The sequence below is a fragment of the Paludibacterium yongneupense DSM 18731 genome (assembly GCF_000422925.1).
Taxonomy (GTDB): Bacteria; Pseudomonadota; Gammaproteobacteria; order Burkholderiales; family Chromobacteriaceae; genus Paludibacterium; species Paludibacterium yongneupense.
This window is the reverse complement of the sequence record NZ_AUGZ01000005.1, coordinates 1-24,916: the sequence shown is the minus strand read 5'-3', so window position 1 is coordinate 24,916 and position 24,916 is coordinate 1. Positions and strand designations below refer to the sequence as shown.

Below are 24,916 nucleotides of genomic sequence, written 5' to 3'. Positions count from 1 at the left end.
AGGGGTCAACACATGTTCGCAGTCTTCGTACTTGTGCTGCTGTTGGGCGCGCTGGCGTACGTTCGTGCGCCGATCGGGGCCTGGACCGCATCTGCCGCGGTCTGGCTCGCCGTTTTACCCAGGCTGAGCGGCCAGGCCGTTTCGCCGGCGGCATGGGGCGCGTTCGTCGCCGTCGCCGCACTTCTCAATTTTCCGTTTCTGCGCCGCACCTTCCTTACCGGGCCGGTGTTCACCGTATTCAAGAAAATCACGCCGACGATGTCGTCGACCGAGCAGGAGGCGATCAACGCCGGTACCGTCTGGTGGGATCGCGATCTGTTCTCGGGGCGTCCCGACTGGAAGCGCCTGCTGGGCTTCGCCGATCCGAAGCTGAGCGCCGAGGAACAGGCTTTCATCGACGGGCCGACCGAAGTGCTGTGCTCGATGATAGACGACTGGCAGATCACCCACGAACTCAAGGACCTGCCGCCCGACGTCTGGCGCTATATCAAGGAGCAGGGCTTTCTCGGCATGATCGTCAAGAAACGCTACGGCGGTCTTGAGTTTTCCAACTATGCCCACGCCAAAGTCGTGACCAAGATCGCGACGCGCGGCGGCTCGGCGGCGGTGTCTGTCATGGTTCCCAATTCGCTCGGTCCGGGGGAACTGCTGCAGCACTACGGTACCGAGGCGCAGAAAGACTACTACCTGCCGCGTCTGGCACGCGGCGAAGAAATCCCGTGCTTCGCGCTGACGAGTCCCCATGCCGGCTCCGACGCCGGCAGCATCCCCGATTACGGTCGCATCTGTCGCGGCGACTATGTCGATCCGTTGAGCGGCGAGACCCATCGCGACGTGCTCGGCATTCGTGTGAGCTGGGAGAAGCGCTGGATCACGCTGGCGCCGGTGGCAACCCTCCTCGGCCTGGCATTCAAGTTGTTCGATCCCGATCATCTGCTGGGAGAGCGCGAAGACATCGGCATAACGTGCGCGCTGGTGCCGACCTCGCACGTCGGGGTCAACATCGGGCGCCGCCATTATCCGGGCGGTTCGGCCTTCATGAATGGACCGACCTGGGGGCGCGATGTCTTCATTCCGCTCGAATGGGTGATAGGCGGGCGCGAATACTGCGGTCAGGGCTGGCGCATGCTGGTCGAGTGCCTGTCGGTCGGACGCTGCATTTCGCTGCCGGCGATGTCGGTGGCATCGGGCAAGATGGCCAGCTTCGCGACGGGGGCCTATGCGCGTATCCGCGACCAGTTCGGCCTGCCCATCGGCCGTTTCGAAGGAGTCGATGAAGCGATGGCGCGCATCGGCGGCAATACGTATCAAATGGAGGCGGCACAGGACCTGGCGCTGTCGGCGCTCGATAACGGCGAGAAGCCATCGGTGCTGTCGGCCATTCTCAAGTATCACAATACCGAGCGCATGCGTCGCGTCATCAACGATGCGATGGACGTGCACGGCGGCAAGACCGTCGTGCTCGGGCCGCGCAACTATCTGGCAAGCGCCTACCAGGCCATTCCGATCGCAATCACCGTCGAAGGGGCCAACATCCTGACGCGATCGATGATCATCTATGGACAGGGTGCGATCCGCTGCCATCCCTTCGTCCTCGCGGAAATGCGCGCGGCCGGCGAAAACGACGGCAAGGCCTTTGATGCGGCGATGACCGGTCACATCAACTTCGTGATCAGCAATCTGGTGCGTTCGCTGTGGCTGGGCCTGAGTGGTTCGCGTTTCGCCAAAGCGCCTGTCGGCGGGCCGACCGCCCGCTATTTCAGGCGCATGACACGGCAGGCCAGCGCGTTCGCGCTCTTGTCCGACATGGCGATGTTCAGCCTGGGCGGTTCGCTCAAATTCCGCGAAAAATTGTCGGCCCGTCTCGGCGATATGCTGTCGGGACTTTTCCTGGCCAGCGCCGCGCTCAAGCGATTCCATCGGGAAGGGGGGCACGCCGCCGATGTGCCGCTGGTGGCGTGGGCGACCGAGCAGGCGCTGTACGATGTGCAGCAGGCCATGCACGGCTTTCTGTCGAATTTGCCGAACCGCCCGCTGGCCTGGGTGCTGCGCCGCATTATCTTTCCGTGGGGCCTGACCCTGAGCCCGCCTTCCGACCGGCTCGGCACGCAAGTGGCGCGGGCCATGATGGAGCCCGGCGGCGCGCGCGATCGCCTGACCCACGGCATGTATGTGCCAGACGATGCAAACGATGCGCTGGGCGTGCTGCCGCATGCGCTGGCCGCCACCCTGCAGACCGAGCCGATGGAGCTGCGCTTGCGCAAATTGCAGCGCGAAGGGCGCTTGCGTGGGCTGACCCAGTTTGATCGTCTGGCCGGTGCGCTGGCGGACGGGCACGTGGATCAGCACGAGTTCGACGCCGTCACCCGCGCGCGCAAGCTCAAACGAGACGTCATCATGGTCGACGATTTCGACATGGCACTGGCCAGCCACGACGAAAAACTGCTCGACCGCTTCATCTTCTGAGCGCGGACGCCGCCGCGGTGGCGTCATTCCAATCCGCACGGTATGGCGATTTGTTGTAATTCGATGTTTTCATGATGGTTTTCGAAAAAAACGAGCGTTTGACATGAGCGCTGTTGTATCGCGGCATGCGTCAAACGATCGTTTGGAACGAATGCTCGATTTTCTGATGGACGGGCTTGCGTTCTCTGGTAGTATCCGGTGAAACGGGCGTTTAACGCCGGTTTACCGTGGTTAACACATAAAACGATATGTTGGAGGGGTACCATGAAACTGAAGCACATCAGCCTGTCTGTCATGACCATCGGCGGCGCGCTTGGCGTCTGCGGCGCGCCTGCGGCCCTCGCATCCGGCTACAATTTCGGCTCGCAGAGCGTGTCGGCACAGGGCACGGCCCACGCCAACGCCGCCGAAGCCGCCGACGCCTCTACCCTCTATTACAACCCGGCCGGGATGACCTTCCTCGACGGCGATCAGATCACCGTCGGCAGCACGCTGGTCATTCCGAGCTCCAGTTTCACCAACAACGGCTCCACCACCGTGGTCGGGACGACGACCAGCGGCGGCAACGGCGGCTCCTTCGCGCCGTCGGCCGTGGTGGCCCCGAATCTCTATTATTCGCATCAGATCGACGACAAGATTCACGTAGGGCTCGGCATCTTCGTGCCCTACGGCGCCAAGCTCAACTACGGCACCACCTGGGCCGGCCGCTACGCGCTGGAGAGCGTGAACCTGCAGACGATCAACTTCAACCCGTCCATCTCGTACAAGCTCGACGAACACCACAGCTTCGGCTTCGGCGTGTCGGCGCAATACATGAAGGCCGACCTGACCAAGGCGGTCGATGTGAAATCGGGTCTGATTCTGGCCGGCAGCGGCCTGGCCAGTTTCATTACCGGCGACGGGCAGGTCGATATGTCTGCCAGCGGCTGGGGCTTCGGTTACAACCTCGGCTATATGTATTCGCTGGACGAGCACACGCGCTTCGGCCTGTCCTATCGCTCCAAGGTGATCCAGCGGCTGGACGGCAACGCGACCTGGGACTACTCCAACGTGAGCTCCAGCGCAGCGGTGGTCGCCGGGGTGAAGGCGGCGGCCACCCACAAGACATCGAACGCCTCGCTGACGGTCGAGACGCCAGAGTCGGCGTCGGCCAGTTTCTATCACGATCTGAACAGCAAGTGGGCGGTGATGGCCGACGTGACCTGGACCGGCCACTCGGACATGAATACGATCGACGTCCGCTTTCCGGGTACCAGCGAAGGCGATATGACGGTGGACCAGAAATGGAAGAACACCTTCATGTTCGCCTTGGGCGCCAACTACAAATACAACGACAAGCTGCTGTTGCGCAGCGGCGTGGCCTATGAGCAGTCGCCGGTGCCTAGCGACAGCCTGCGCCATCCGGCCTTGCCGGACAGCGACCGCTACTGGCTGTCTTTCGGCGCTAACTACAAGTTCACCAGGCAGTCTTCGATCGACGTGGCCTACAGCTATGTCTTCTTCAAGAACGCGACGGTGAACTACAGCGACAACTGCACCCCTGTTTCGAGCAACTGTACCGGCAACGGCGAAACCACCAGAGGCTCGTACAAGACCCACCTGCAATTGGTGGGCCTGGCTTACAACTATCGTTTCTGAAGCATGAACGCGTAGCGGCCGCAAGAGCCGTGGGCGGCGCCGGAGCGGGAGACCCCCGCGGACGGCGCCGCCACCCCGATGAGTGTGCATACACAAGAGAACGAGGAAACCATGTCACAAACCAAATTCATCGTACGCAAGGCGGCCGTGCTCGGCGCCGGCGTGATGGGAGCGCAGATCGCCGCGCATCTGGCGAATGCCCGTGTGCCGACCGTGCTGTTCGACCTGGCGTCGGACGGGAGCGACAAGAGCGCGATCGCACAGAAAGCGATCGACGGGCTGAGAAAGCTCAAGCCCTCGCCGCTGGCCTGCGCCGGTGTCGTCGAGCATATCCGGCCGGCCAACTATGAAGAACACCTGCATCTGCTCAAGGACTGCGATCTGGTGATCGAAGCCATCGCCGAGCGCATGGACTGGAAAACGGATCTGTACCGGAATGTGGCCCCCCATCTGGGCGAACATTGCCTGTTTGCCAGCAATACCTCGGGTCTGTCCATCAATGCGCTGGCCGCCGCTCTGCCCGCCGCGCTGCTGCCGCGTTTCTGCGGCGTGCATTTCTTCAACCCGCCGCGCTACATGCATCTGGTCGAGCTGATCCCCGCCACGGGCAGCGACCCGGCCATGCTGGACCTGCTCGAGACCTTCCTGGTCACCACCCTGGGCAAGGGCGTGATCCGCGCACGCGACACCCCCAACTTTGTCGCCAACCGCATCGGCGTGTTCTCCATGCTGGCGACGGTGGCCAACGCGGCCAAGTACGGTCTGCGCTTCGACGTGGTCGACGATTTGACGGGGCCCCGCATCGGCCGCCCCAAGTCGGCCACCTTCCGCACCGCCGACGTGGTCGGCCTCGACACTTTCGCCCATGTGGTGAAGACCATGCGGGACACCTTGCCCGACGATCCCTGGCATGGCCTGTTCCAGACTCCTGAATGGCTAGAGCGCCTGCTCGCGGCGGGCGCGCTCGGAGCCAAGAGCGGCGCCGGCATCTACAAGAAGGAGGGGCGCCAGATGCGGGTGCTCGATCCGGTCAGCGGCGACTATGTCGGCGCCGGCGAGAAGGCGGACGATGCGGTCAAGGACATCCTCAAAATGGCCGATCCCGCCGCGCGTTTCAAGGCCTTGCGCGAGTCCGCCCATCCGCAGGCTCGCTTCCTGTGGGCGCTGTCGCGCGATGTATTCCATTACACCGCCTTCCATCTGGCCGATATTGCCCACTGCGCGCGCGATGTCGATCTCGCCATCCGCTGGGGCTTCGGCTGGTCGGTCGGACCGTTCGAAAGCTGGCAGGCGGCAGGCTGGCAAGACGTGGCGCAATGGGTTGCCGCCGATATCGCTGCCGGAGAGTCGCTGGCGGCGGTCGGACTCCCTGCCTGGGCGCTGGAGAGCGATCGCGCCGGCGTGCATTTCGCCAGCGGCTCCTACGATGCGGCCAACGGGACGCTCGCGCAGCGCTCTTCGCTCGACGTCTACCGGCGCCAGCCGGCGCCGGCGCGCGTCATCGGCGAGCGCGTCGAGGCGCTCGGCGAGACCGTGTTCGAGAACGAAGGGGTGCGCGCGTTCACCAGTGGCGACGAGGTGCTGGTCGTTTCCTTCAAGAGCAAGGCGCATGCGATCGGCCCCGATGTGATCGAAGGCCTGAACAGGGCGCTCGATCTGGCCGAAGCCCGTTTCAAGGCGCTCGTGATCTGGCAGACCGAAGAACCGTTCTCGGTGGGAGCGGACCTGCAGTCGATGCTGCCGGCCTTCCTCGGTGGCGACTGGGAGTCGATTTCCAGCGCCGTTCGCCGCTTCCAGGATACCGCCATGCGCTTGCGCTACAGTCAGGTACCCACCGTGGCGGCGATCCAGGGGTATGCCTTCGGCGGCGGCTGCGAGTTCGCGATGCATTGCGATCATGTGGTTGCGGCGCTCGAATCCTATGTCGGCCTGGTCGAAGTCGGCGTCGGCCTGCTGCCGGCCGGTGGCGGCTGCAAGGAATTCGCCCTGCGTGCGGCGCGGGCGGCCCAGGGCGACGTGCTGGCGGCGCTGAAGGACAGCTTCATGGCCATCGCGGCCGCCAAGGTCGGCACGAGCGCACTCGAGGCACGGGAAATCGGTTTCCTGCGCGCGAGCGACACCGTGATATTCAATGCCTTCGAACTGCTGCACGTGGCAAGGGCACAAGCGCTCGCGCTGGCCGAGTCCGGCTACCGCGCGCCATTGCGCGTGCAGCGGTTCCCGGTTGCGGGCCGCAGCGGCGCCGCCACCATCAAGGGGCAACTGGTCAATATGCTGGAGGGCAAGTTCATCAGCCAGCACGACTTCACCATCGCCTCGCTGATCGCGGAGGTGATGACCGGCGGCGATGTGGACGAGGGAACCGAGGTCGACGAGCAGTGGATACTCGACCTGGAACGCAAAGCGTTCATGCAGCTGTTGCAGACCGGCAAGACCCAGGACCGTATCGCCAATATGCTGACGACCGGCAAACCGCTGCGCAACTGAACGGCGCCACATTCTTTCGCGCCGTAACGCGCGGAGCAGGAGACTGAAAATGGTCAAGCAAGTACAAGACGCTTATATCGTAGCCGCGACCCGCACCCCGGTCGGCAAGGCCCCGCGCGGGATGATGCGGCACGTTCGTCCCGATGACATGCTCGCGCATGTGATCCGCCGCGCGCTCGCCCAGGTGCCGGGGCTCGACCCGGCGGAGATTTCCGATGTCGTGGTCGGCTGCGCCTTTCCCGAAGCGCAGCAGGGCCTGAACATGGCGCGCATCGGCGCAATGCTGGCCGGCCTGCCTGACACGGTCGGGGGCATCACCATCAACCGCTACTGCTCTTCCGGCATCAATGCGGTGCAGATCGCGGCCGACCGCATCCGTCTGGGCGAGGCCGACATCGTGATCGCAGGCGGCTCGGAATCGATGTCCATGGTGCCGATGATGGGCAATAAAGTCTCGCTCAACCCGGCCATTTTCGCCGGAGACGAGAACTACGGCATCGCTTACGGCATGGGTCTGACTGCGGAAAAAGTCGCGCAGCAATGGAGCGTGTCGCGCGAGGATCAGGATGCGTTCGCTCTCGAATCGCACCGGCGCGCGCTGGCGGCGATCGAGTCAGGCGCCTTCACCGGTGAAATTGCGCCGCTGGAGGTGGAATACCGTCGACCCGACCTCGAGCGTGGCGAAGTGCAGGTGCAGCGCAGGACGCTGACCACCGACGAAGGCCCGCGCCGCGACACCACGCTCGATGGCCTGTCGCGTCTGAAGACGGTATTCGATGCCAAAGGCTCTGTCACCGCCGGCAACAGCTCGCAGATGTCGGATGGAGCGGGGGCCGTTGTTCTGGTGTCGGAACGCATCCTCAGGCAGTTCGCGCTGACGCCGCTCGCGCGCTATGTGACGTTCGCCGTCAAGGGCGTTGCGCCCGAAATCATGGGCATAGGCCCCAAAGTGGCGATGCCGCTGGCGTGCGCGCAAGCAGGCATCGCCCTCGGCGATCTCGGCTGGATAGAGTTGAACGAAGCGTTCGCCGCGCAGGCGCTGGCCGTGATGCGCGATCTCGAACTGGATCCGGCGCGGGTGAATCCGAATGGCGGTGCGATTGCGCTCGGCCATCCGCTGGGCGCGACCGGTGCGATCCGCACCGCGACCCTCGTGCATGGCATGCGCAACCGCGGGCAGAAGGGCTACGGCATGGTGACCATGTGCATCGGCACCGGCATGGGCGCTGCCGGTATTCTGGAAATACTCTAGCCTGCGCCCCCGGGCGGCCGCGAGCGGTGGCCACCCGGGGCGAGGGTGGGCTGTCCTTTGTCGATGGATGATGTCAGAATCGTCACTTTTCTGGTGGCGGGCCGGAAGCATGGGGCTGACGAGAAAGATACTTATCCTGGCGCTGTGCGCCTTTGCGGTCGCGACGCCGGCTCTCGCCGGCGACAGCCCGCGTGCTCCCGTGCCGCGCATCGGTCTGGTTCTTGGCGGGGGCGGTGCACGCGGCTTCGCCCACCTGGGCGTGCTGCGCGAACTGGAGAAACTCCGCATTCCGATATCCTGCATCGCCGGAACCAGCGCGGGTGCGCTGATCGGGGGGATTTACGCCAACGGCGAGTCTCTGGATACGATGCAGCGCGAGTTTCGCGAGGCGGACTGGGATCTCATGTTGTCGGGGCGCCCGCCTCGCAGCAGCGTGCCGTATAACCGCAAGCGCGAAGATTATCGCAACCTGTTCGATTTCACGGTCGGAGCGCGCGATGGCGAGTTGCGTTTGCCGCTCAGCGCGATCAACGCCCAACTGATCGATCTATACATCCGCAAACTCACGCATGAGCGCAGTATCGACTCATTCGATCACTTGCCGATTCCGTTTCGCGCGATTGCGACCGACCTGTCCAACGGGGATGCCGTCGTCTTCGATCACGGATCGCTGGCCACCGCGCTGCGCGCGAGCATGGCGGTTCCCGGGCTGTTCGACCTGGTGCAGGACGATAAGCGCTTGCTCGTCGACGGCGGCCTTGCGCGCAATCTGCCGATCGAAGACATCAAGGGACGCTGTGCCGATCGCGTCATCGTGGTCGATGTGGGCACTCCACTGCTGAAAAAGGATGAAATCCGCTCCTGGCTCGACGTGCTGGAGCAAAGCAGCAATCTGATCATCGCGCGCAATGTGCGCGAGCAACTGGCGCTGCTCGGCAGCGACGATATCCTGATCCGCCCCGATCTGAACGGCTTTTCGACATCGTCCTTCGCCGACAATCAGGCCATCATCGAGCGCGGGGCAGCGGCCGTGGCCCCGCTCAAGGCGCAGCTGGCCACGCTGTCGCTGTCCCCGGAGGCCTATGCGGCCTGGAAGGCGGCGCTGGTCGCGCCGGCCGAGCCGCATATCGATGTGGTCCGGGTGGCGGCGCCGACGAAGTACGTCGACAAGACGGCTCTCGAACAGTTGCTGGGCGACGCCCGCGGCATCAGTCTGGACGACGCGCGTCGACAACTGGATGAAGTGTTCGATCAGGGCGATTTCGACAGCCTCACGTATTCCATCGCTCCCAAGGACGGGCGCAATGTGCTCGAAGTCTACCCGGTCGAGCGGTCGGTCGGCCCCAACTATCTGCGCTTCGGCCTCAGCCTGAACAGCAGTACGCCGGGCGAGTCGAACTATACCTTCATGGCTTCGCACCTGCGGACATGGATCAACTCGGCCGGCGCATCCTGGCGCAATGACATCGAGGTCGGCGGCACCCGTTTGCTGCATAGCGAGTTCTATCAGCCCATGTCGGCCACCAGCCCCTTCTTTGTCGCGGCCTATGGCGGTTATCAGGAGCAGAACTGGCCGCTGTTCGACGCCGCCCACAAGAAATACGCGCAAGTCACGATGGATGGGACGTCGGCCGGCGTCGACGCCGGGCTCGCGCTCGGCAAATATGGCGAGATGCGCGCCGGACCGTACTGGTCGCATTATGTCCCGCAGAATACGCTCGGCACGCCGCTGCCCACCGATCCCGTCCCGCGCGAGGACATCAACGAGCGCGGCATGCGCTGGCGGCTGGTGGTCGACCAGTTCGACAACCCGCGCTGGCCGCGCAGCGGCTATCTGTTCAATAGTGCGGTCAATGTTGCAGAGCCGTCGCTGGGTAGCGGGATAGATACCCGCTACTATGCCTTGACCGCCGACAAGGTGACGACCTTCCAGGACGTGAGCGTGCGCATGACCGTCAAGATGAATGGCAATCTGAACGGTTTGGGGAGCGGGCATGATTTCTACCCGCAGTTCCTTGGCGGTTTTCTCAATTTGTCCGGTTACCAGCAAAATGAGTTGTATGGTTCGCGCGTAGCGCTCGGACGCTTGATGACTTACTGGCGGGCGGCCTCGCTACCTTCCGCGCTCGGCAGCGGCCTCTATGTCGGCGGTTCGCTGGAAAGCGGCAAGGTATGGGATCGCGGGCTCACTCGCGGCAACAGCCCATGGCTGCTCGGCGGCTCGGTTTTCGTCGGCGCCGATACCTTGATCGGGCCGTTGTTCGTCGGGCTGGGCAACGCGCGCGGCGGTACGCTGACCGGCTATATGTTCCTCGGTGTGGATTATTGAGGCGAGAGGCGGCCTGCGCGGTTTTTTCGCGGGAATGCGCCGATCGCGACGGGAGTCATCATGCAACAGACTGCAAGCGAGCTTGCCGGCAAGCTCATACGGAATATCGACGACGTGGTGCTGGAGCGCGAGCAGCGGCCTCCGCTCTATGATGCGTTGAGCGCGCGTCTCGCGCCGGGAACGGCGGCAGGCAAGCTTGGCGCGTCGATTGATATCGTCGCTCCCGGCATGCGCTCCTGCCCGTATCATTATCATTACGCCCAGGAAGAACTATTCGTCGTCCTTGCCGGCAGCGGCAGCTTGCGCGTTGCCGGTGAGATGCTGCCGCTCAAGAGCGGCGATGTGGTTTTCATCCCCCCGGGCGCCGCCTATCCGCACCAGATCATCAATACCTCCGATTCGCCGCTCAAGTACCTGTCGGTCGCTACCACCGAGCTTCCCGACATCGTCGTGTACCCGGATTCGGGCAAGTTTCTGGCCAAGGCGACCGACGATACGGGGGTGGGGTTTCGACGCGTGCAGCGTCAGGCCGACGATCTGGACTATTGGGAAGGCGAACCCTGAGCGGCTTGAGCCGCTGGCCTGGGCTTGATGCGAATATAGTCTGGCGATATCATGTACGGGAAGTATATAGAAAAATTAAACCGGATCGGCGCACGCCTGACCCGGTTCCAATCATTCCAAATCTACCCGGAGATTGCCATGACGCTGCATCCCCATCACAGCGACTCGCCCACGCTGGCCAACCTTGGCGCTGCGTTTGCCGACGAAGCGGCCAGCCACGTCAAATACCTGCATTTCGCCACCCTCTGTCGCGAGCAGGGCGACGAAGAAACCGCCCGCCTGTTTGAGGAAACGGCCAAACAGGAACTCAAGCATGCGCTTGCGCATGTCGAGCTGCTCTATCCGCGTTCGCAGCTGACGCCGCAGCATGTACTGGAAATGGCGATCGAGGGCGAGGCGCATGAGTACAGCACGATGTACCCCTCGTTTCGCGACGCCGCGCTGGCCGAGGGCGAAGCCCTTGCCGCCGCCGGGACGGACAGCCGGCAGGATGAATCCGACACTCGCTCCGAAGACTTCCGCAAGCTGCTCGCTCTTGCCGCCAAACGCTTCGCTGCGCTGACCGGCGTCGAACGGCGCCATTGCGAGCATTACCGCGCCGCCCTGGCGGCCACCAACTCGACGACGGACAAGTAAAGGGCGGGACCATGGTTTATTTCCAGAAATGGCGTTGCATCATGTGCGGTTTTACCTACGACGAAGCATCGGGCTTGCCGGATGAGGGCATACCGCCGGGAACCCTGTGGGAAGATATTCCCGACGACTGGTGCTGTCCGGACTGCGGAATATCGAAAAGCGATTTCGAGATGGTGGCGCTCGCCTGAAGATAGCGGGCCCGCGCTGCGGGCCGCCGCCCGGCTGCCCATGCGGACAGTTGCAGCGCATGGTGGTTGGGGTAAGTTGACGGCAGATCAATCCGGCGGAGTTGCGCATGCGTTGGCTGCTGTGTGTGCTAGTTTTGTCGTCGCCGCCGCTTTACGCGCGCGGCTATACCGAGACCCGTTACCCCATCGTGCTGGTGCACGGGCTGTTCGGATTCGATCGCGAACTGGGCGTCGATTATTTCTATGGGGTTCCCGCCGCCTTGCGACGCGAGGGCGCGACGGTCTACGTCGCGCGTGTCGACCCGGTCAATACCAGCGAGATCAGGGGCGAGCAGCTGCTCGCCCAGGTCGAGGAAATCATCGCGATCAGCGGGGCGGACAAGGTCAATCTGATCGGCCACAGCCAGGGCGCGCCTACCGCGCGCTATGTGGCGGCGGTGCGTCCGGATCTCGTCGCCTCGGTAACCTCGGTCGGCGGCGTCAATAAAGGCTCGGCAGTCGCCGACTTGCTTACGGGCCCGTCTGCCTCGTCCTGGTTGACGCGGCTGGCGGCGTTTTCCGGTCGAACGCTGTTCGGACTCGGAAACCTGTTTTTCGGTTCACCCCTGCAGACGGCCCGGGGGCGTGCGGCGCTGGCCGATATGACGAGCGCCGGCGCCGCGCGCTTCAATCGTCTTTTCCCTCAGGCCCTGCCTGCGACGCCGTGCGGCGAAGGCGACTATCTGGTCGACGGCGTCCGCTACTACTCCTGGAGCGGCAGCCAGATCGCGACCAATCCGCTGGATCCCATCGATCTGCCCTTGTTGTGGCTGGCGTCCGCGGCCTTTGGCAGCGACGACTCGGATGGGCTGGTTGGGCGCTGCGCATCCCATCTGGGCGAAGTCATCCGGGATGACTACCGCATGAACCACGCCAACGAGGTCAACCAGATGTTCGGTCTGGTCTCGCCATCCGAAATCGACCCGGTGGCGCTGTACCTCATGCATGCCAACCGTTTGCAGCAGGCCGGGCTATGAGGGTCGGGCTTCTGGTCGCCTGCTTCATTGCCGGAGTCGCACATGCGTGTCCCGCACTAGCGGCCGCTGGCGCAGGACACGCGTCGCTCGATATTGCGCTGGCCGGCGGCGCCCCGCCCGAGCCGGTTTCGCGCGAACTGCTCCAGCGCTATCGCGCTTATCGCCAGACGCTGGCAGCGACACGGCTCGAAGGCGCGACGGTGGCGGGGGCCGTGCAGCGACGGTATGCATTGAGACGCGTGTTTTTTTCGGTCGAGGAATGTGCGGAGCTGTTCAGCCGCGACGACCGCTACGACGCGTTTACGGCGGCGCGCCTCGCGCTGCGCGACCGCGGCTTGCCCGACGGACAGTACAGGAGTCGGCTGCAGGCGCTGGAAGCGTCATTGCCCGACGATCTGCGCCGTGCGCGCCACGAACCTTTGCTGGCGGTGGAGTTGCCGGAGGCCGAGGCGTTCGCGCGCCGACGCGGAGCCGATGCCGAAGGAATCCGGCGGCTGCGCGTGGCACAGCTTGGGTCCGCTGCCGCTCAGCGCCTGTTCGAACTGGATGTCCAACGCGCGAACTGGCGGCAACGGGTCGAGCGCTATCATCGCCTGTTGTCCGTGGCTCCCGGGCAGGCAGAGGCCTGGGCGCAGCAGCACTTCTCTGCGCGCGAGCGCCTGCGTCTGGGCGCGGAACGCTCAGACGGGAGCGAATAAGCGTTCGAGTGCGGCGCCGGGCACCGGGTCGCGCATGAAGGTCTCGCCTATCAGGAAAGTGTTGATGCCCTGGCTTTGCATCAGGCGCACATCGTCGCGACTGGCGATGCCGCTCTCGGTGACGATGAGGCGGTCGTCCGAAAGGCGCTGCGCCAGCGTGAGCGTCGTGGAAAGATTGACCTCGAAGGTGCGCAAATTGCGGTTGTTGATGCCTATGAGTTCGCAGTCCAGCGGCAGCGCGCGATCGAGTTCGGCCGCGTCGTGCACTTCGACCAGGGTGGCCATGCCCAGTTCGCGCGACAAGTCGGCGAAGTCGCGAAGACGCGCATCGTCGAGCGCTGCCACGATCAGCAGAATGCAGTCGGCGCCGAGTGCGCGCGCTTCATAGATCTGATAGGCGTCGACCATGAAGTCCTTGCGCAGGACGGGCAGCGGGCAGGCGGCGCGCGCGGCCTGCAGGAAGCTGGCATCGCCCTGGAAATAGTTGCGGTCGGTCAGTACCGACAGGCAGGCGGCGCCGTGTTCGGCGTAACTTTCCGCAATGGCGGCGGGATCGAAGTCGGGGCGGATGACGCCCTTGCTCGGACTCGCTTTTTTCACTTCGGCGATGACGCCTGCCAGACCTTGCGCATGGCGCGCCCGGATGGAGGCGGCAAAGTCGCGGCGGTCTCCATGGCGGTCTTCCGCATCGCCGCGTATGGATGACAGCGAGCGCTTGCTCAGTTGCGCAGCGACTTCGTCGCGCTTGGTGGCCAGGATGGCGTTAAGGATGTCGGACATGCTCGCGCTCGCGCTTCAAATGAACAATCATGCAGAACTCTATCCTCTTTGACAACCTTCGCCGCTGTGGGGCGCTCTGGGCGTCGTCTCGTCGCCGTCGGGCGCCAGGTGGCGCTCGAAAAAATCGAGGATACGGCGCGGCAGCCAGTCTATGCGGCCGGGGAATGGGCCGGTGGCAAAGCCGACATGGCCGCCGTGAGGCGGAAAGTCGAGCTCGACCATCGGCGAGACCTCATCCTGGCGCGGCAAGGCATGCTCGGGCAGAAAGGGGTCGTTGCGGGCATTGATGATCAGCGTCGGGCGGGCGATATGGCCGAGCCTCTGCTTGCTGCTGGTCTGCGTCCAGTACTGCATTGCATCGGCAAAACCGTGCAGCGGCGCGGTGAACAGATCGTCGAACTCACGGAAGGTACTTGCATGGCGTATGCGTTCGCCGTCGAACAGGCCCGGATGGCGCTCAAGCTGGCGCAGTGCCTTGGGTTTGAGTGTGGCGAGGAACATGCGCGTGTAGATCATGCGCGTGAGTCCGCGATTGAGTCGGGTCGAGGCGGCGATCATGTCCAGCGGCGTCGACACGGCGACGGCCGCATGCGGGAGGGCGCGCGTGCCGGCCTGCGCAAGATAGTTGAGCAGCATGCTGCCGCCGAGCGATACGGCGGCGGCCAGCAGCGGCACTTCGCGCTCGCCGGCCAGCCGTCGTACGATCCACTCGATTTCGGCGGCATCGCCCGCATGATAGGCGCGCGACAAGGGATTATCCATGCCGCCGCAGCCGCGAAAATGCGGAACCGCGCCGTTCCAGCCACGGTCCTGGACCGCGCTCATCAAGGCGCGCGCATAATGGCTGTCGCTGCTGCCTTCCAGCCCGTGGAACAGGACGACCAGCGGTGCGTCGGCACGGCCGTCGATACGATCGACCGCGATGCGGGCGCCGTCCGGCGTGTCCCACTCTTCGCGCCGGTAGCCGGGGCGGCGCACCGGAACCAGCAGAGCCGGCCAGAGGGTCTGCGCGTGCCCCCCGATCAGCCATGGCGGCGCGCGGTAGCTCATGCCGGTCGCGGGGGGCGCTGCGCCGACTTGGGGCGGAAGGACTTGATCACCGATTCCACTGTCTCGACATACGGGCCTTCCAGCAGGTCGATGCAGTAGGGGATGGCCGCAAAGATGCCGGGTACCACCGCGGCACCGAACTCATCCTTGATGCCTTGCAGGATCTCTTCGATCGCCTTGGGCTGCCCCGGCAAGTTGACGATGAGGGTTTGTTTGCGAATGACCGCGACCTGGCGCGACAGAATGGCGGTCGGCACGAAATGCAGGCTGATCTGCCGCATCTGCTCGCCGAAACCGGGCATGACGCGGTCGGCCACGGCCAGCGTCGCTTCCGGCGTCACGTCGCGCAGTGCGGGCCCGGTGCCCCCCGTGGTCAGTACCAGATGGCAAGCCAGAGTGTCGACCAGCGTACATAAGGCGTCTTCGATCAAGGGCTGCTCGTCGGGTACCAGGCGGGTTTCCACCTCGTACGGCGACGCCAGCGCGGTTTCCAGCCATGCGAGCAGCGAGGGGATGCCCCGGTCCTGATAGACACCGCTCGTGGCGCGATCCGAAACCGAAACCAATCCTATCCTGAACATGGTGTTTACTCCTGTTCCTCTTCCGGTGCGGAATGGCCGGGTTCCGGAATGATGCCTTTCAATGTCTGGAACAGCAGGCGGAAATTCTTCGGGGGCTTGCTCTCCAGTTGTTCCTTGCGCGCGTTGCGAATCTGCGTACGCAGGGTCTGCACGTCGGTCGCCGGGTAGTCGACGAGGAAGGGTGCAAGCGCCGCGTCGTCGGCGAGCAGCCGCTCGCGCAGGCGTTCGACCAGATGCAGCCAGGCATTATGTTCGGCCGAATCCCCTTTGATGACGGCGACCTGCCGCCTGATAGGTTCGGGGTCGACATCGCGCATCAGCTTGCCGATATATTGCTCCTGCCGCTTTTTCGCTCCGTGCGAGGTGAAACGCTTATGGTCGAGGAGGGCGGTCAGCAGATCCTCGGGCAGCTCCATGCGCTTGAGTTTGTCATTGGGGAGTTCGACCAGTTCCTTGCCCAGATCCTGCAGCGAATCCATATCTCTTTTGCGTTGCGATTTGCTGATAATTTCGTCGTCTGGGCTATCTTGTGTGTAATCCGTCATTGCTCTCGGTCTCATCTCGTTTCCAACGCTGGTATGATACCGGAAAAGCCCGAATATTAGTCCGGGTGTTTAACACCAAAGCGTGAGGCACGATGTCAGCGAATACTTTCAGTTATAGCGTTTCAACGCTGGAGACTCTGGCGGCCCGGGTGCTGGATCTGGCGAAGAGCAGCGGTGCCACGGCCAGCGAGGTCGATGTGTCGGAAGGCTTGGGTCAGTCGGTTTCCGTGCGCCTGGAGCAAGTGGAAACCATCGAATACAACCAGGACAAGGGCATTGGCGTCACTGTCTATTTCGGACAGAAAAAAGGGCATGCAAGCACGTCCGATTTTTCGGACTCCGCACTGGTGGACACCGTGGCCGCCGCCGTCAACATCGCGCGTTACACCGCTCCCGACGATTGTTCGGGCCTGGCCGAACCCGAATTGTTGGCCCGCGATTGCCCGGATCTCGATCTCTATCACGCCTGGAACCTGTCGGTAGAAGACGCCATCGCGATCGCCTGCCGCTGCGAGCGCGCCGCGCGCGGCGTCGATGCGCGCATTTCGAACTCCGAAGGCGCGACCGTTTCGGCTCAGGCCAGTCAATTCATCTACGGCAACAGCAACGGTTTCCTCGGCGGATTCGCCAGCTCGCGACATAGCGTTTCGGCGGCGGTGGTGGCTGACGACGGCACGGCGATGCAGCGCGATTATTGGTATAGCGCCGCGCGGCATCCTGATGATCTGCTCGATGCGGAAACGGTGGGGCGTATCGCAGGCGAGCGCGCGGTGCGCCGCCTCGGTGGCCGCCGCATCAAGACCGGCAGCTATCCCGTGATTTTCGAGGCCAATGTCGCTTCGTCCCTGATCGGCCATCTGGTATCGGCCATCAGCGGCGGCAGCCTGTACCGCCAGAGCAGCTTCTTGCTCGATTCGCTCGGCAAGACGATTTTCTCGCCCATCGTAACGATAGACGAAGATCCGTTCCTGCCGCGCGGGCTGGCCAGCAGCGCCTTCGACAACGAGGGCGTCGCGACCCGCGGGCGGCGCCTGGTCGACGCCGGCGTGCTCAACGGCTATATGCTGGGCAGCTACTCGGCGCGCAAACTCGGCATGAAGACCACCGGCAACGCCGGTGGCGCGCATAACCTCATGGTGCATTCCACCGGCCATACGCTCGCCCAGATGCTGGCCGGGATGGGCAGCGGCCTGCTGGTGACCGAGGTGATGGGGCAGGGCGTCAATACCGTTACCGGCGACTATTCGCGTGGTGCGGCCGGTTTCTGGGTGGAGAATGGCGAGATAGCCTTCCCGGTCGAAGAAATCACCATCGCCGGCCATCTGAACGCGCTATTCAAGGGTATCGTCGCCATCGGTAACGATACCCAGGTCCGTGGCGCGACCCATATCGGTTCGGTCTGGGTGGATGCACTGATGGTTGCGGGCGAGGCCTGAGTCCGCTCGCCGGCACCGGCTGTTCTGTTCATCTGGAGGCTGGCGGCCGAGGGGCCGCCGCCACGTCGGGTCTCTGCGCTACGGGTCCTGTCCGGCACCCGCCCGGCAAGGACCCGCTGCCGCAGGGAGCGAGCGGAATGCGCGAAAGGAAACATGGCGGCCGAGACTAAGATCGGACTGGTGCTGGCCGGAGGCGGGGCGCGCGCCGCCTATCAGGTCGGCGTACTGCTTGCCGTGGCGCGCCTGCTGCCCGATCCGCACCGCAATCCCTTTGCCATTATCAGCGGCACGTCGGGCGGCGCCATCAATGCCGCCGGACTGGCTGCCGGGGCCCGTGATTTTCGCGCCGCCACGGTCGATCTGGCCCGCTCCTGGCGCCAGTTGCACATTTCGGACGTTTATCGATCGAGCCCCGCCTATTTTCTCAAGACGTTTCTCCATTTCGGCGTGGCGCTGCTCAGCGGCGGCAGACTGTGGAAAAACCCGCCCAGTGTGCTCGATAACGCGCCGTTGCGCGATTTTCTCGAACGCACGGTGGCGCTGGCGGATATTGACCTCGCGCTGCAAGCCGGAGCCCTCGACGCTCTCGCCCTGACCGCGTCCTGCTATAGCACCGGATTGTCGGTGTCGTTCTTCCAGGGGCGGCCGGAACTGGACGGCTGGTCGCGGCAACTGCGGCAAGGGGTGCGCGACCGGCTCGGCATCGATCACCTGATGGCCAGCTGTGCGATTCCGCTGTTGTTTCCCGCCGTCGACGTGGCGCAGCGTTTTTATTGCGACGGGGCGGTGCGCCAATTGTCGCCGCTGTCGCCGCCGCTGCATCTCGGGGCCGACAAGCTATTCATCATCGGCCTTGGCAACCAGCGCACGAGCAAGGAAGAGAGGCGATTCTCCGACCGCTACCCGACGCCGGCGCAAATGCTCGGCCATTTGCTCAATAGTGTCTTTCTGGACAGCCTGGCGCTCGACCTCGAGCGTCTGGAGCGGATCAACGAAACCCTCGCCGGGAGCGGTCGCGCGCGCGCCGAGGTCGGGGAGAGCCATCTGCGGCGAGTGGATGTTCTGACCTTGAACCCCAGCCGCTCGCTGGAGTCGATCGCCTTTCGCCATCTCCGCTTGTTTCCGCCCGTGTTGCGCTTTATCCTGCACGGGGCCGGCGGCACCAATCGCCGCGGCTCGGCGCTGGCCAGCTATCTGCTGTTCGAACCCGGCTACTGCCGCGAGCTCATTGCGCTGGGCTTCCGCGATGCGATGGACCAGGGAGAGCGCATCCGCGCGTTCCTGGAACTTTGAGCGCATACCGGTTTCTACTAGATTTACCCGATTTGAACGAAAGGAGCGACATGCGATTTCCGAGCCGACGACAAGGCTATTTTCTGATTGCGGCCGCGTGTGCCGGTGCGATGGGGGCGGCCTTGTATCTGCAGCATGTGCAAGGTCTGGAGCCGTGCCCGCTGTGCATCTTTCAACGCGTAGGCGTGATCATGGTCGGCCTGCTGGCCTTGCTGGCCGCTCTGCTCAACCCGGCGCGCGGCGCTGCGAAAGTGGCGGACGGCTTGATCGTCCTGGCCGCGCTGGCCGGCGGCAGCGTGTCTTTACGCCAGCTGTGGCTGCAGAGTTTGCCGGCCGATCAGGTTCCATCCTGCGGCCCGGGGCTCGAATACATGCTTGGCGCCTTTCCCTTGCACGATGTGGTCGTCAATGTTTTCAAGGGCAGCGGCGAGTGCGCGGTAGTCGACTGGACGTTTCTCGGCATGGCGCTGCCGTTCTGGGTGTTGATGTTCTTCATTGCCGTCATCGCCTTTGTGCTGTTGCAAATGCGCCGTCTGCGCTGAGAGGCCGCTACTCGAGGCGGTCCCAGCGCTGTTTGATTTCCAGGATGAGCGGCTGTATGGCCATGAAGTGCTCGACCAGTCGCGGTTCGAAGTGGAGGCCGGCACCGGCGGCGATGGTGTCCCAGACTTTTTCCAGCGGCCAGGCGTCCTTGTAAGGCCGTTTCATCGTCAATGCGTCGAAGACGTCGGCGATGGCGACAATGCGCGCCGACTCGGGGATCGCCCCCCCGGCGAGCCCTGCCGGGTAGCCGCTGCCGTTCCATTTTTCGTGGTGGTGGAGCGCGACGGTGGCGGCCAGCCGGAACACAGGGGCCGAGCTTTGCGCCAGAATATCGTAGCCGATGCGGGAGTGCATGCGCATGACGTCCCACTCGCACTCCGTCAAGGGGCCAGGTTTGCGCAATATGGCGTCCGGTGTGCCCAGCTTGCCCGTGTCGTGCATGGGCGCCGCCAGCTCCAGTAGAATGGCGTCCTCCGTGCGCCAGCCCGTGGCTTCGGCCAGCGCGCGCGAGTAAGCGGCCATGCGCCAGATATGCATGCCTGTGTCGTTGTCGTTATAGTGGCCGGCGACACCAAGCATATGAATCGCGTCACGATGGCTCTGTTCGAGCTCGGTCGCCCTGACCAGCGACAAATGGGTACGTACGCGGGCGAGGACGAGCGCGGGCGACACCGGCTTGACGATATAGTCGACGCAACCCGCAGCGAATCCAGCTGTTTCGTCGCCGACTTCCGCCATCGAGCTGATGAAAATGACGGGTGTGGCTTCGGTTTGCGGATCGCTCTTCAAGCGGCGACATACATCGAAACCGTTCATGTCGGGCATCTGGATGTCGAGCAATATCAGTGCGGGGCGATGCTTGGCCGCTGCCGCCAGCGCATCCATGCCGTTGCGGGCAAAGACGAGCGGATAGTGGTCGCCGAGTATCTGGCGCAATAGCGCCAGATTATTGGGTTCATCATCGACGAGAAGTATCGGGCCGTGGATCATGTTCCCCCTACCTTTCCGTGTTCCGGATCGAGACCTTCGATCAGAGCGGCCACGACGGCTTCGGCGCCGCGGTAGTCGAAATTGTCGATGCGGCTGCGGAGGCTTGCCAGCGAAGCGGGGGCAAGAACGGCATGCAACGGCGCCAGCGCCGGATCGATCCGCTCCGGGCTGTCGCTGTCGAGGGCCGTTTGCAAGTCGCGCAGCAAGTTCGCCAGCGGTGGCGTCGTGACGGCGGGGGGCGGCGGGGCTTCGGCTTGCCCCGACAGTCGGGCGATGCTGTCGCAAACTTCGGCCAGCGCCGCCGCCAGTGTCCATGACGGTGTCTCGGTCGCTTCGCCGCGCCCGAACGCGAGCTCCAGTTCTCCCGCGGCTTGCGCCACCGCGTTCAGTGCCAGGTTGCCGGCGGCCCCCTTGAGTTTGTGCGCCAGTGCGCGGGCGGCGGCGACATCGCCCTGCTGCTGTAGCGTATCCAGGGTCTGCGCACTGTCCGCGTAATCGGCAGCAAATTTTTGCAGGAAGCGGTGGTAGACCTCGATGTCGCGCCATGCACGCAGGCCTTGCTCCTGATCGATGCCGGGCAGGGCCAGGCCAGGAGCCGGCGGAACCTGTTCGGGGGCGGGGGACTGCCGGGCGCCACTGGCCGCCGGCTGCACCCGGCCGGTCAGGCGCAATATGGTTTGCAATAGTTGCTCGACCGAGAAGGGTTTGGCGACAAAATCGTCCATGCCTGCCGCGCGCGCCTGCTCCTGTTGTTCGCGAAAGGCGCCTGCCGTCAGTGCGACCACCGGCAAATCCGCCAGAATCGGATGTCGGCGAATGGCGCGCGTTGCTTCGTAGCCGTCCATGACCGGCATCTGGGCATCCATCAGCACCAAATCGATCGTGCCGGGCGCGGCCAGAAGGCCGTCGATGGCGGCTTTGCCGTTGCTGGCGAGCGAGACCTGCGCACCTTCGCCCTCCAGTATGCGTTGTGCGACTTCGCGGTTGATCTCGCTGTCGTCCACGACCAGGATGCGGATGCCGGGCAGACGCGGGAGCCTGACGCTGGACCGGTCGCTGTTTGTCCCCATCCGTGCGGCGGCGACGGCATCGTACAGGGTGGACCCGGTGACCGGCTTGTTCAGTATCGTGTGCAGCGCTTCGCTTCCCGGCCGCCTCAGCAATTCTTCGCGGGCAAAGGCGCTGCACAAGATGATGGTGGTCGGCAGGGCGCCATGGTGGAGATCGGCGCGGCGTATTTCCAGGGCCGCGGCCAGCCCGTCCATCCACGGCATCTGCCAGTCGAGTACCACGACATCGTAGCCATGATGCCGTTCGAGACTGTCGTGCACGTAATCGACCGCCAGATGGTCGGAATCCACCGTCGTGGGGTGCCAGCCCAGCGCGCGTGCCGTCTGTGCCAGATTGTCGCGCAGCATGGCGCTGGAAGAGGCAATCAGTATGCGCAGACCGACCAGGTGTGGCGCAGCGTAACGCGGCGGAGGGGCGCGCTGCAATTTCACGGTGAACCAGAACTCGCTGCCTTGCCCCGGGCTGCTTTCGACCCCGATTTCGCCGCCCATGCCTGCAACCAGCTGCCGACTGATGGCCAATCCGAGCCCGCTGCCGCCGAAGCGGCGCGTAGTCGAACTGTCGGCTTGGGTGAAGGCCGAAAAAATATGCGCCTGCTGCTCTTTGCTTATTCCTATTCCCGTGTCCTTGATCGTGAAGCGCAGCAGGCTATGGCCGTCTTGCTCCTGTTCTTGTACGTCCACGGTGACGGCGCCGCGTTCCGTGAACTTGATCGCATTGCTGGTCAGGTTGATCAAGACCTGGCCCAGCCGCAGTGCGTCGCCGATCAAATACTGCGCGTTCTCGGGCGGGGGCGAGATTGCGAGTTCGACCGCCTTTTCGCCGACATTATTGGCCATGATGGTGGCCAGATTACTCAGGACATCGGCCAGGCAGAATGGGGCGTTCTCGATTTCCAGGCGCCCGGCCTCGATTTTGGAAAAGTCCAGAATGTCATTGATGATGGCTTGCAGCAGATTGCCGGCGTTTCTGATCTTGCGCACCAGACTCAGACTTTCGGCATCGAGGGGGCGCTGCTCGATCAGATAGGCGAGCCCGAGCACCGCATTCATGGGAGTGCGGATCTCGTGACTCATATTGGCCAGGAACTCGCTCTTGGTGCGGTTGGATGCTTCGGCGGCATCGCGCGCAAGCGCCTGCTGGTCGCGGGCGCGCGTGAGTTCTTCTGTCTTGCGCTGTTCGCTTATGTGTAGCTGCACCAGGCGCGTGTACAGTGTGTTGTTTTCCAGCAGGATCATCAGTAGAACGAAGGTCGCCGCCACCATGCCATAGCCGCGCCCCAGGTAGAAGCCAAGGTCGAAACGCCCGGCATTGAGCAGCGCAGACAAGGACGAGTCGAAGGCCCAGGCCGAACAGACCACCATCAGCCAGATGTCGAGCACCGACTTGTCGCGCCGCAGCGCGAGCATGAGCAAGGCGAACAGCGAGGCGATCACGACGCAGGCCGAGGCGATCGTCTCGGCGAGGAAATAATGGTTGCCAAGCATCAAGGGAGGCAGCAGCGCATCGCTGTGCGTTGCAAGCAGCGCGAACGAGGCGGCGAAGAGCAGGGTCGCCGCGGCCAGCGGCGGCGAGGAGTGCGTCCACATCCGTGCGCGCCCCGCGCCCGCTCTCAAGCGTGCGTAGGTCATGACATACAGCGGGAAGCCGGCGTGCCAGAACATATACAGCCAGGCTGTGGTTTGCTTTCCGCCTCCGATCAGTCCCGTCTGCGCAAAGACGCCGGGAAAGCTCAATACATGCAGGGCGGCGAGGCTGGATGTGTAGAGGTAGCCGCAGGCGAGCACGCGCAGCGGACCCGATTTGAGTATGCCGGCCTGACTGAAGAGCAGGATGGCGGTGATCAGATCGGTGGTGATCAGCGCGGACTGATAGATCAGGATGAAGGCCGGGGCGGCCGGCAGTTGCACGCGTGCAAAGGGGACCGCGGCCAGAAACAGGGCCAGCGAGATCGTAACCACAATGGCCGCCAGCCGCCGACCCTTGTGATCGGCGGGGTAGGTCGCAAGAAAAGGCATGCCAGCGGTGGTGCGATCCATGAAGTCCGTGCCTTTCGTGTGCCTGACGATGGGCGCGCCGGTGGCGTGTAATACCTAATTTATCAGGCGTATCCTTATTGATTATTATATTGCACAGAAAAAAAATGACGGCGCCAATTTGCCGTCAAATCAAATGGATGTCTGCGAACGGCTTACTCGCGCCGCTTCAGCGTCAGCGTCAGGACCATGCCGTCTTCGCCCTGGTCGAGCGAATGAATATGCTGCAGGCTGAACTGCGAGGGCAACAGCAAACTGATGCCATGGCCGAGAGTGCTCTTGTTCAAACTGCGCTCTATGCGTTTATACAGTCCTTCGCTTGGCAGGCGCGCCTCCCGGTCCAGGGCGAAGCCCGAGCGGTCGGCGGCCTCGCTGACCGTCGCGGCGATATGCTGCGGCGCCAGATAGTCGTCGGCCAGCGCCGTGACTTGCGAAGTCGACAATTCGGGCGTGCTGTCGCATAAGGTGCGCAGGTTTTCCTTGAACTTGAGCTGGGACAGCGGATCTTCGATGTCCTGCGCGAGCGACTCCAGTATCTGCGCCATCATGCGCCCGCTGCTGGCGGGATCGGGCAGGCGCTCGGCCTGCAGGAAATCCTCTTGCCAATACTTGGTTTCGCGTCCGGCACGGTCCAGCGCGTAGACGAGATTGTCGCTTTCCAGCAGCAAGGCGCCCTTGTCTATCATTTTCGGGTTGATGCCCGAGGCATGCCCGAGCTTGAAGCTGCCGCCGCTCTCATCCAGAGTCAGAAACTCTTCGCGCACTTCGGACTTGAAAATGCCGATGGCACGCGACCCCGGACCGTCGAGATCGGCAAACAGAATGACGAATAAATCGCCGGCCCCGATATTGGGGTGCTGGGTTTTCGAATACAGGTGGCGGGCGACGCGCTGCGATAATTCGATGAAATCGCATTGGCCGCCGAAAAACTGGCGCGAATAATGAAAGACTTCATTCAGATTGATGTCCGAGTCGTGACGGAAGCGGTACTTGCGGCGTTCGGCCACGATGCCTTTCAGATAGCCGTGCAAAATCATGACGGCAGCATCGGTGTCGAGCGCGCTGTCGGCCTCGGTCAGAAACAGGGCCTCGTCGCGCGCCTTGTTGCCGACGCGGTGCACGATCAAGCGGTCGATGCGAGCCTGGGTGATATCCATGCGGTGTGTCTCCGACTGAGGGGAGGGACGGCGGACGCAAAAAAACCCGTCACGAAACGGGTTTGTTTGAACAATCGAATTTGGCGGAGCGGACGGGACTCGAACCCGCGACCCCCGGCGTGACAGGCCGGTATTCTAACCAACTGAACTACCACTCCAA

The 24,916-nt window shown here is 63.6% G+C and carries 20 protein-coding genes and 1 tRNA gene; 13 read left to right on the top strand and 8 right to left on the bottom strand.

From position 1 onward, the window contains the following. Positions 1–12 precede the first annotated feature (12 nt). The 10 genes from G520_RS0102325 to G520_RS0102280 all read left to right on the top strand — a co-directional run bounded on the left by G520_RS0102325 (position 13) and on the right by G520_RS0102280 (position 13,274). The gene (locus G520_RS0102325) at positions 13–2,466 is read left to right on the top strand and encodes an acyl-CoA dehydrogenase (protein WP_028534261.1); all 2,454 of its coding nucleotides are present in this window, start codon (positions 13–15) and stop codon (positions 2,464–2,466) included. A gap of 264 nt (positions 2,467–2,730) precedes the next feature. Then, entirely contained in the window at positions 2,731–4,104 is a 1,374-nt protein-coding gene (locus G520_RS0102320) for an OmpP1/FadL family transporter (RefSeq protein WP_028534260.1), read from the top strand. Positions 4,105–4,215: 111 nt separating this feature from the next. Continuing rightward, the gene (locus G520_RS0102315; protein WP_028534259.1) at positions 4,216–6,591 is read left to right on the top strand and encodes a 3-hydroxyacyl-CoA dehydrogenase/enoyl-CoA hydratase family protein; all 2,376 of its coding nucleotides are present in this window, start codon (positions 4,216–4,218) and stop codon (positions 6,589–6,591) included. 49 nt (positions 6,592–6,640) lie between these two features. Beyond that, a complete protein-coding gene (locus G520_RS0102310) occupies positions 6,641–7,843 on the top strand; it encodes an acetyl-CoA C-acyltransferase (protein ID WP_028534258.1) in 1,203 nt (400 codons plus the stop codon). 109 nt (positions 7,844–7,952) lie between these two features. Further along, positions 7,953–10,172, top strand: a complete 2,220-nt coding sequence (locus G520_RS25640) for a patatin-like phospholipase family protein (RefSeq protein WP_028534257.1) — start codon at positions 7,953–7,955, stop codon at positions 10,170–10,172. Positions 10,173–10,232: 60 nt separating this feature from the next. Further along, entirely contained in the window at positions 10,233–10,736 is a 504-nt protein-coding gene (locus G520_RS0102300) for a cupin domain-containing protein (RefSeq protein WP_028534256.1), read from the top strand. Between the two features lie 138 nt (positions 10,737–10,874). Beyond that, the gene (locus tag G520_RS0102295; protein ID WP_028534255.1) at positions 10,875–11,372 is read left to right on the top strand and encodes a ferritin family protein; all 498 of its coding nucleotides are present in this window, start codon (positions 10,875–10,877) and stop codon (positions 11,370–11,372) included. Between the two features lie 11 nt (positions 11,373–11,383). Continuing rightward, positions 11,384–11,560, top strand: a complete 177-nt coding sequence (locus G520_RS0102290; protein WP_028534254.1) for a rubredoxin — start codon at positions 11,384–11,386, stop codon at positions 11,558–11,560. A 107-nt stretch (positions 11,561–11,667) separates the two neighbouring features. Next, on the top strand, positions 11,668–12,576 hold the full coding sequence (locus G520_RS0102285) for a lipase family alpha/beta hydrolase (protein WP_028534253.1): 909 nt from the start codon (positions 11,668–11,670) through the stop codon (positions 12,574–12,576). Then, on the top strand, positions 12,573–13,274 hold the full coding sequence (locus tag G520_RS0102280) for a lipase secretion chaperone (protein ID WP_028534252.1): 702 nt from the start codon (positions 12,573–12,575) through the stop codon (positions 13,272–13,274). The genes G520_RS0102285 and G520_RS0102280 overlap by 4 nt, the downstream gene beginning before the upstream one ends. Here G520_RS0102280 and trpC read toward each other — a convergent pair. From trpC to yjgA, 4 genes are read right to left on the bottom strand one after another with little or no spacing between them, the layout of a single operon-like run. Then, positions 13,257–14,054, bottom strand: coding sequence for an indole-3-glycerol phosphate synthase TrpC (trpC, locus tag G520_RS0102275; protein ID WP_028534251.1), 798 nt, complete (start codon positions 14,052–14,054; stop codon positions 13,257–13,259). The two genes, G520_RS0102280 and trpC, sit on opposite strands and share 18 nt — an antisense overlap. A 39-nt stretch (positions 14,055–14,093) precedes the next feature. Beyond that, on the bottom strand, positions 14,094–15,104 hold the full coding sequence (locus G520_RS21190) for a YheT family hydrolase (protein ID WP_051228867.1): 1,011 nt from the start codon (positions 15,102–15,104) through the stop codon (positions 14,094–14,096). After that, a complete protein-coding gene (gene mog / locus G520_RS0102265; protein ID WP_028534250.1) occupies positions 15,101–15,685 on the bottom strand; it encodes a molybdopterin adenylyltransferase in 585 nt (194 codons plus the stop codon). Before mog ends, G520_RS21190 begins: the two co-directional genes overlap by 4 nt. 5 nt (positions 15,686–15,690) lie before the next feature. Next, positions 15,691–16,230 carry a ribosome biogenesis factor YjgA gene (yjgA, locus tag G520_RS0102260; protein WP_028534249.1) on the bottom strand — a complete coding sequence of 180 codons (540 nt, stop codon included), beginning with the start codon at positions 16,228–16,230 and terminating at the stop codon, positions 15,691–15,693. Positions 16,231–16,322: 92 nt separating this feature from the next. Here yjgA and pmbA point away from each other — a divergent pair, with 92 nt between their 5' ends. From pmbA to G520_RS0102245, 3 genes are all read left to right on the top strand, one after another. Further along, a complete protein-coding gene (gene pmbA, locus G520_RS0102255; protein WP_028534248.1) occupies positions 16,323–17,666 on the top strand; it encodes a metalloprotease PmbA in 1,344 nt (447 codons plus the stop codon). 153 nt (positions 17,667–17,819) lie between these two features. Beyond that, positions 17,820–18,959 carry a patatin-like phospholipase family protein gene (locus tag G520_RS0102250; RefSeq protein WP_028534247.1) on the top strand — a complete coding sequence of 380 codons (1,140 nt, stop codon included), beginning with the start codon at positions 17,820–17,822 and terminating at the stop codon, positions 18,957–18,959. A 50-nt stretch (positions 18,960–19,009) separates the two neighbouring features. After that, positions 19,010–19,501: a disulfide bond formation protein B gene (locus tag G520_RS0102245; protein WP_028534246.1), complete on the top strand. Its 492-nt coding sequence runs from the start codon at positions 19,010–19,012 to the stop codon at positions 19,499–19,501. Between the two features lie 7 nt (positions 19,502–19,508). Here the strand turns inward: G520_RS0102245 and G520_RS0102240 are convergent, their stop codons facing one another. The 4 genes from G520_RS0102240 to G520_RS0102225 all read right to left on the bottom strand — a co-directional run bounded on the left by G520_RS0102240 (position 19,509) and on the right by G520_RS0102225 (position 24,914). Further along, complete coding sequence (locus G520_RS0102240; RefSeq protein ID WP_028534245.1) at positions 19,509–20,492, bottom strand: response regulator; 984 nt, start codon at positions 20,490–20,492, stop codon at positions 19,509–19,511. Next, entirely contained in the window at positions 20,489–23,602 is a 3,114-nt protein-coding gene (locus G520_RS21185) for a hybrid sensor histidine kinase/response regulator (RefSeq protein WP_051228865.1), read from the bottom strand. Before G520_RS21185 ends, G520_RS0102240 begins: the two co-directional genes overlap by 4 nt. A gap of 152 nt (positions 23,603–23,754) precedes the next feature. After that, positions 23,755–24,756 carry a nucleoid-associated protein gene (locus G520_RS0102230; protein WP_028534244.1) on the bottom strand — a complete coding sequence of 334 codons (1,002 nt, stop codon included), beginning with the start codon at positions 24,754–24,756 and terminating at the stop codon, positions 23,755–23,757. A gap of 81 nt (positions 24,757–24,837) precedes the next feature. Further along, positions 24,838–24,914 (bottom strand) — tRNA-Asp (locus G520_RS0102225). Positions 24,915–24,916: the final 2 nt, after the last annotated feature.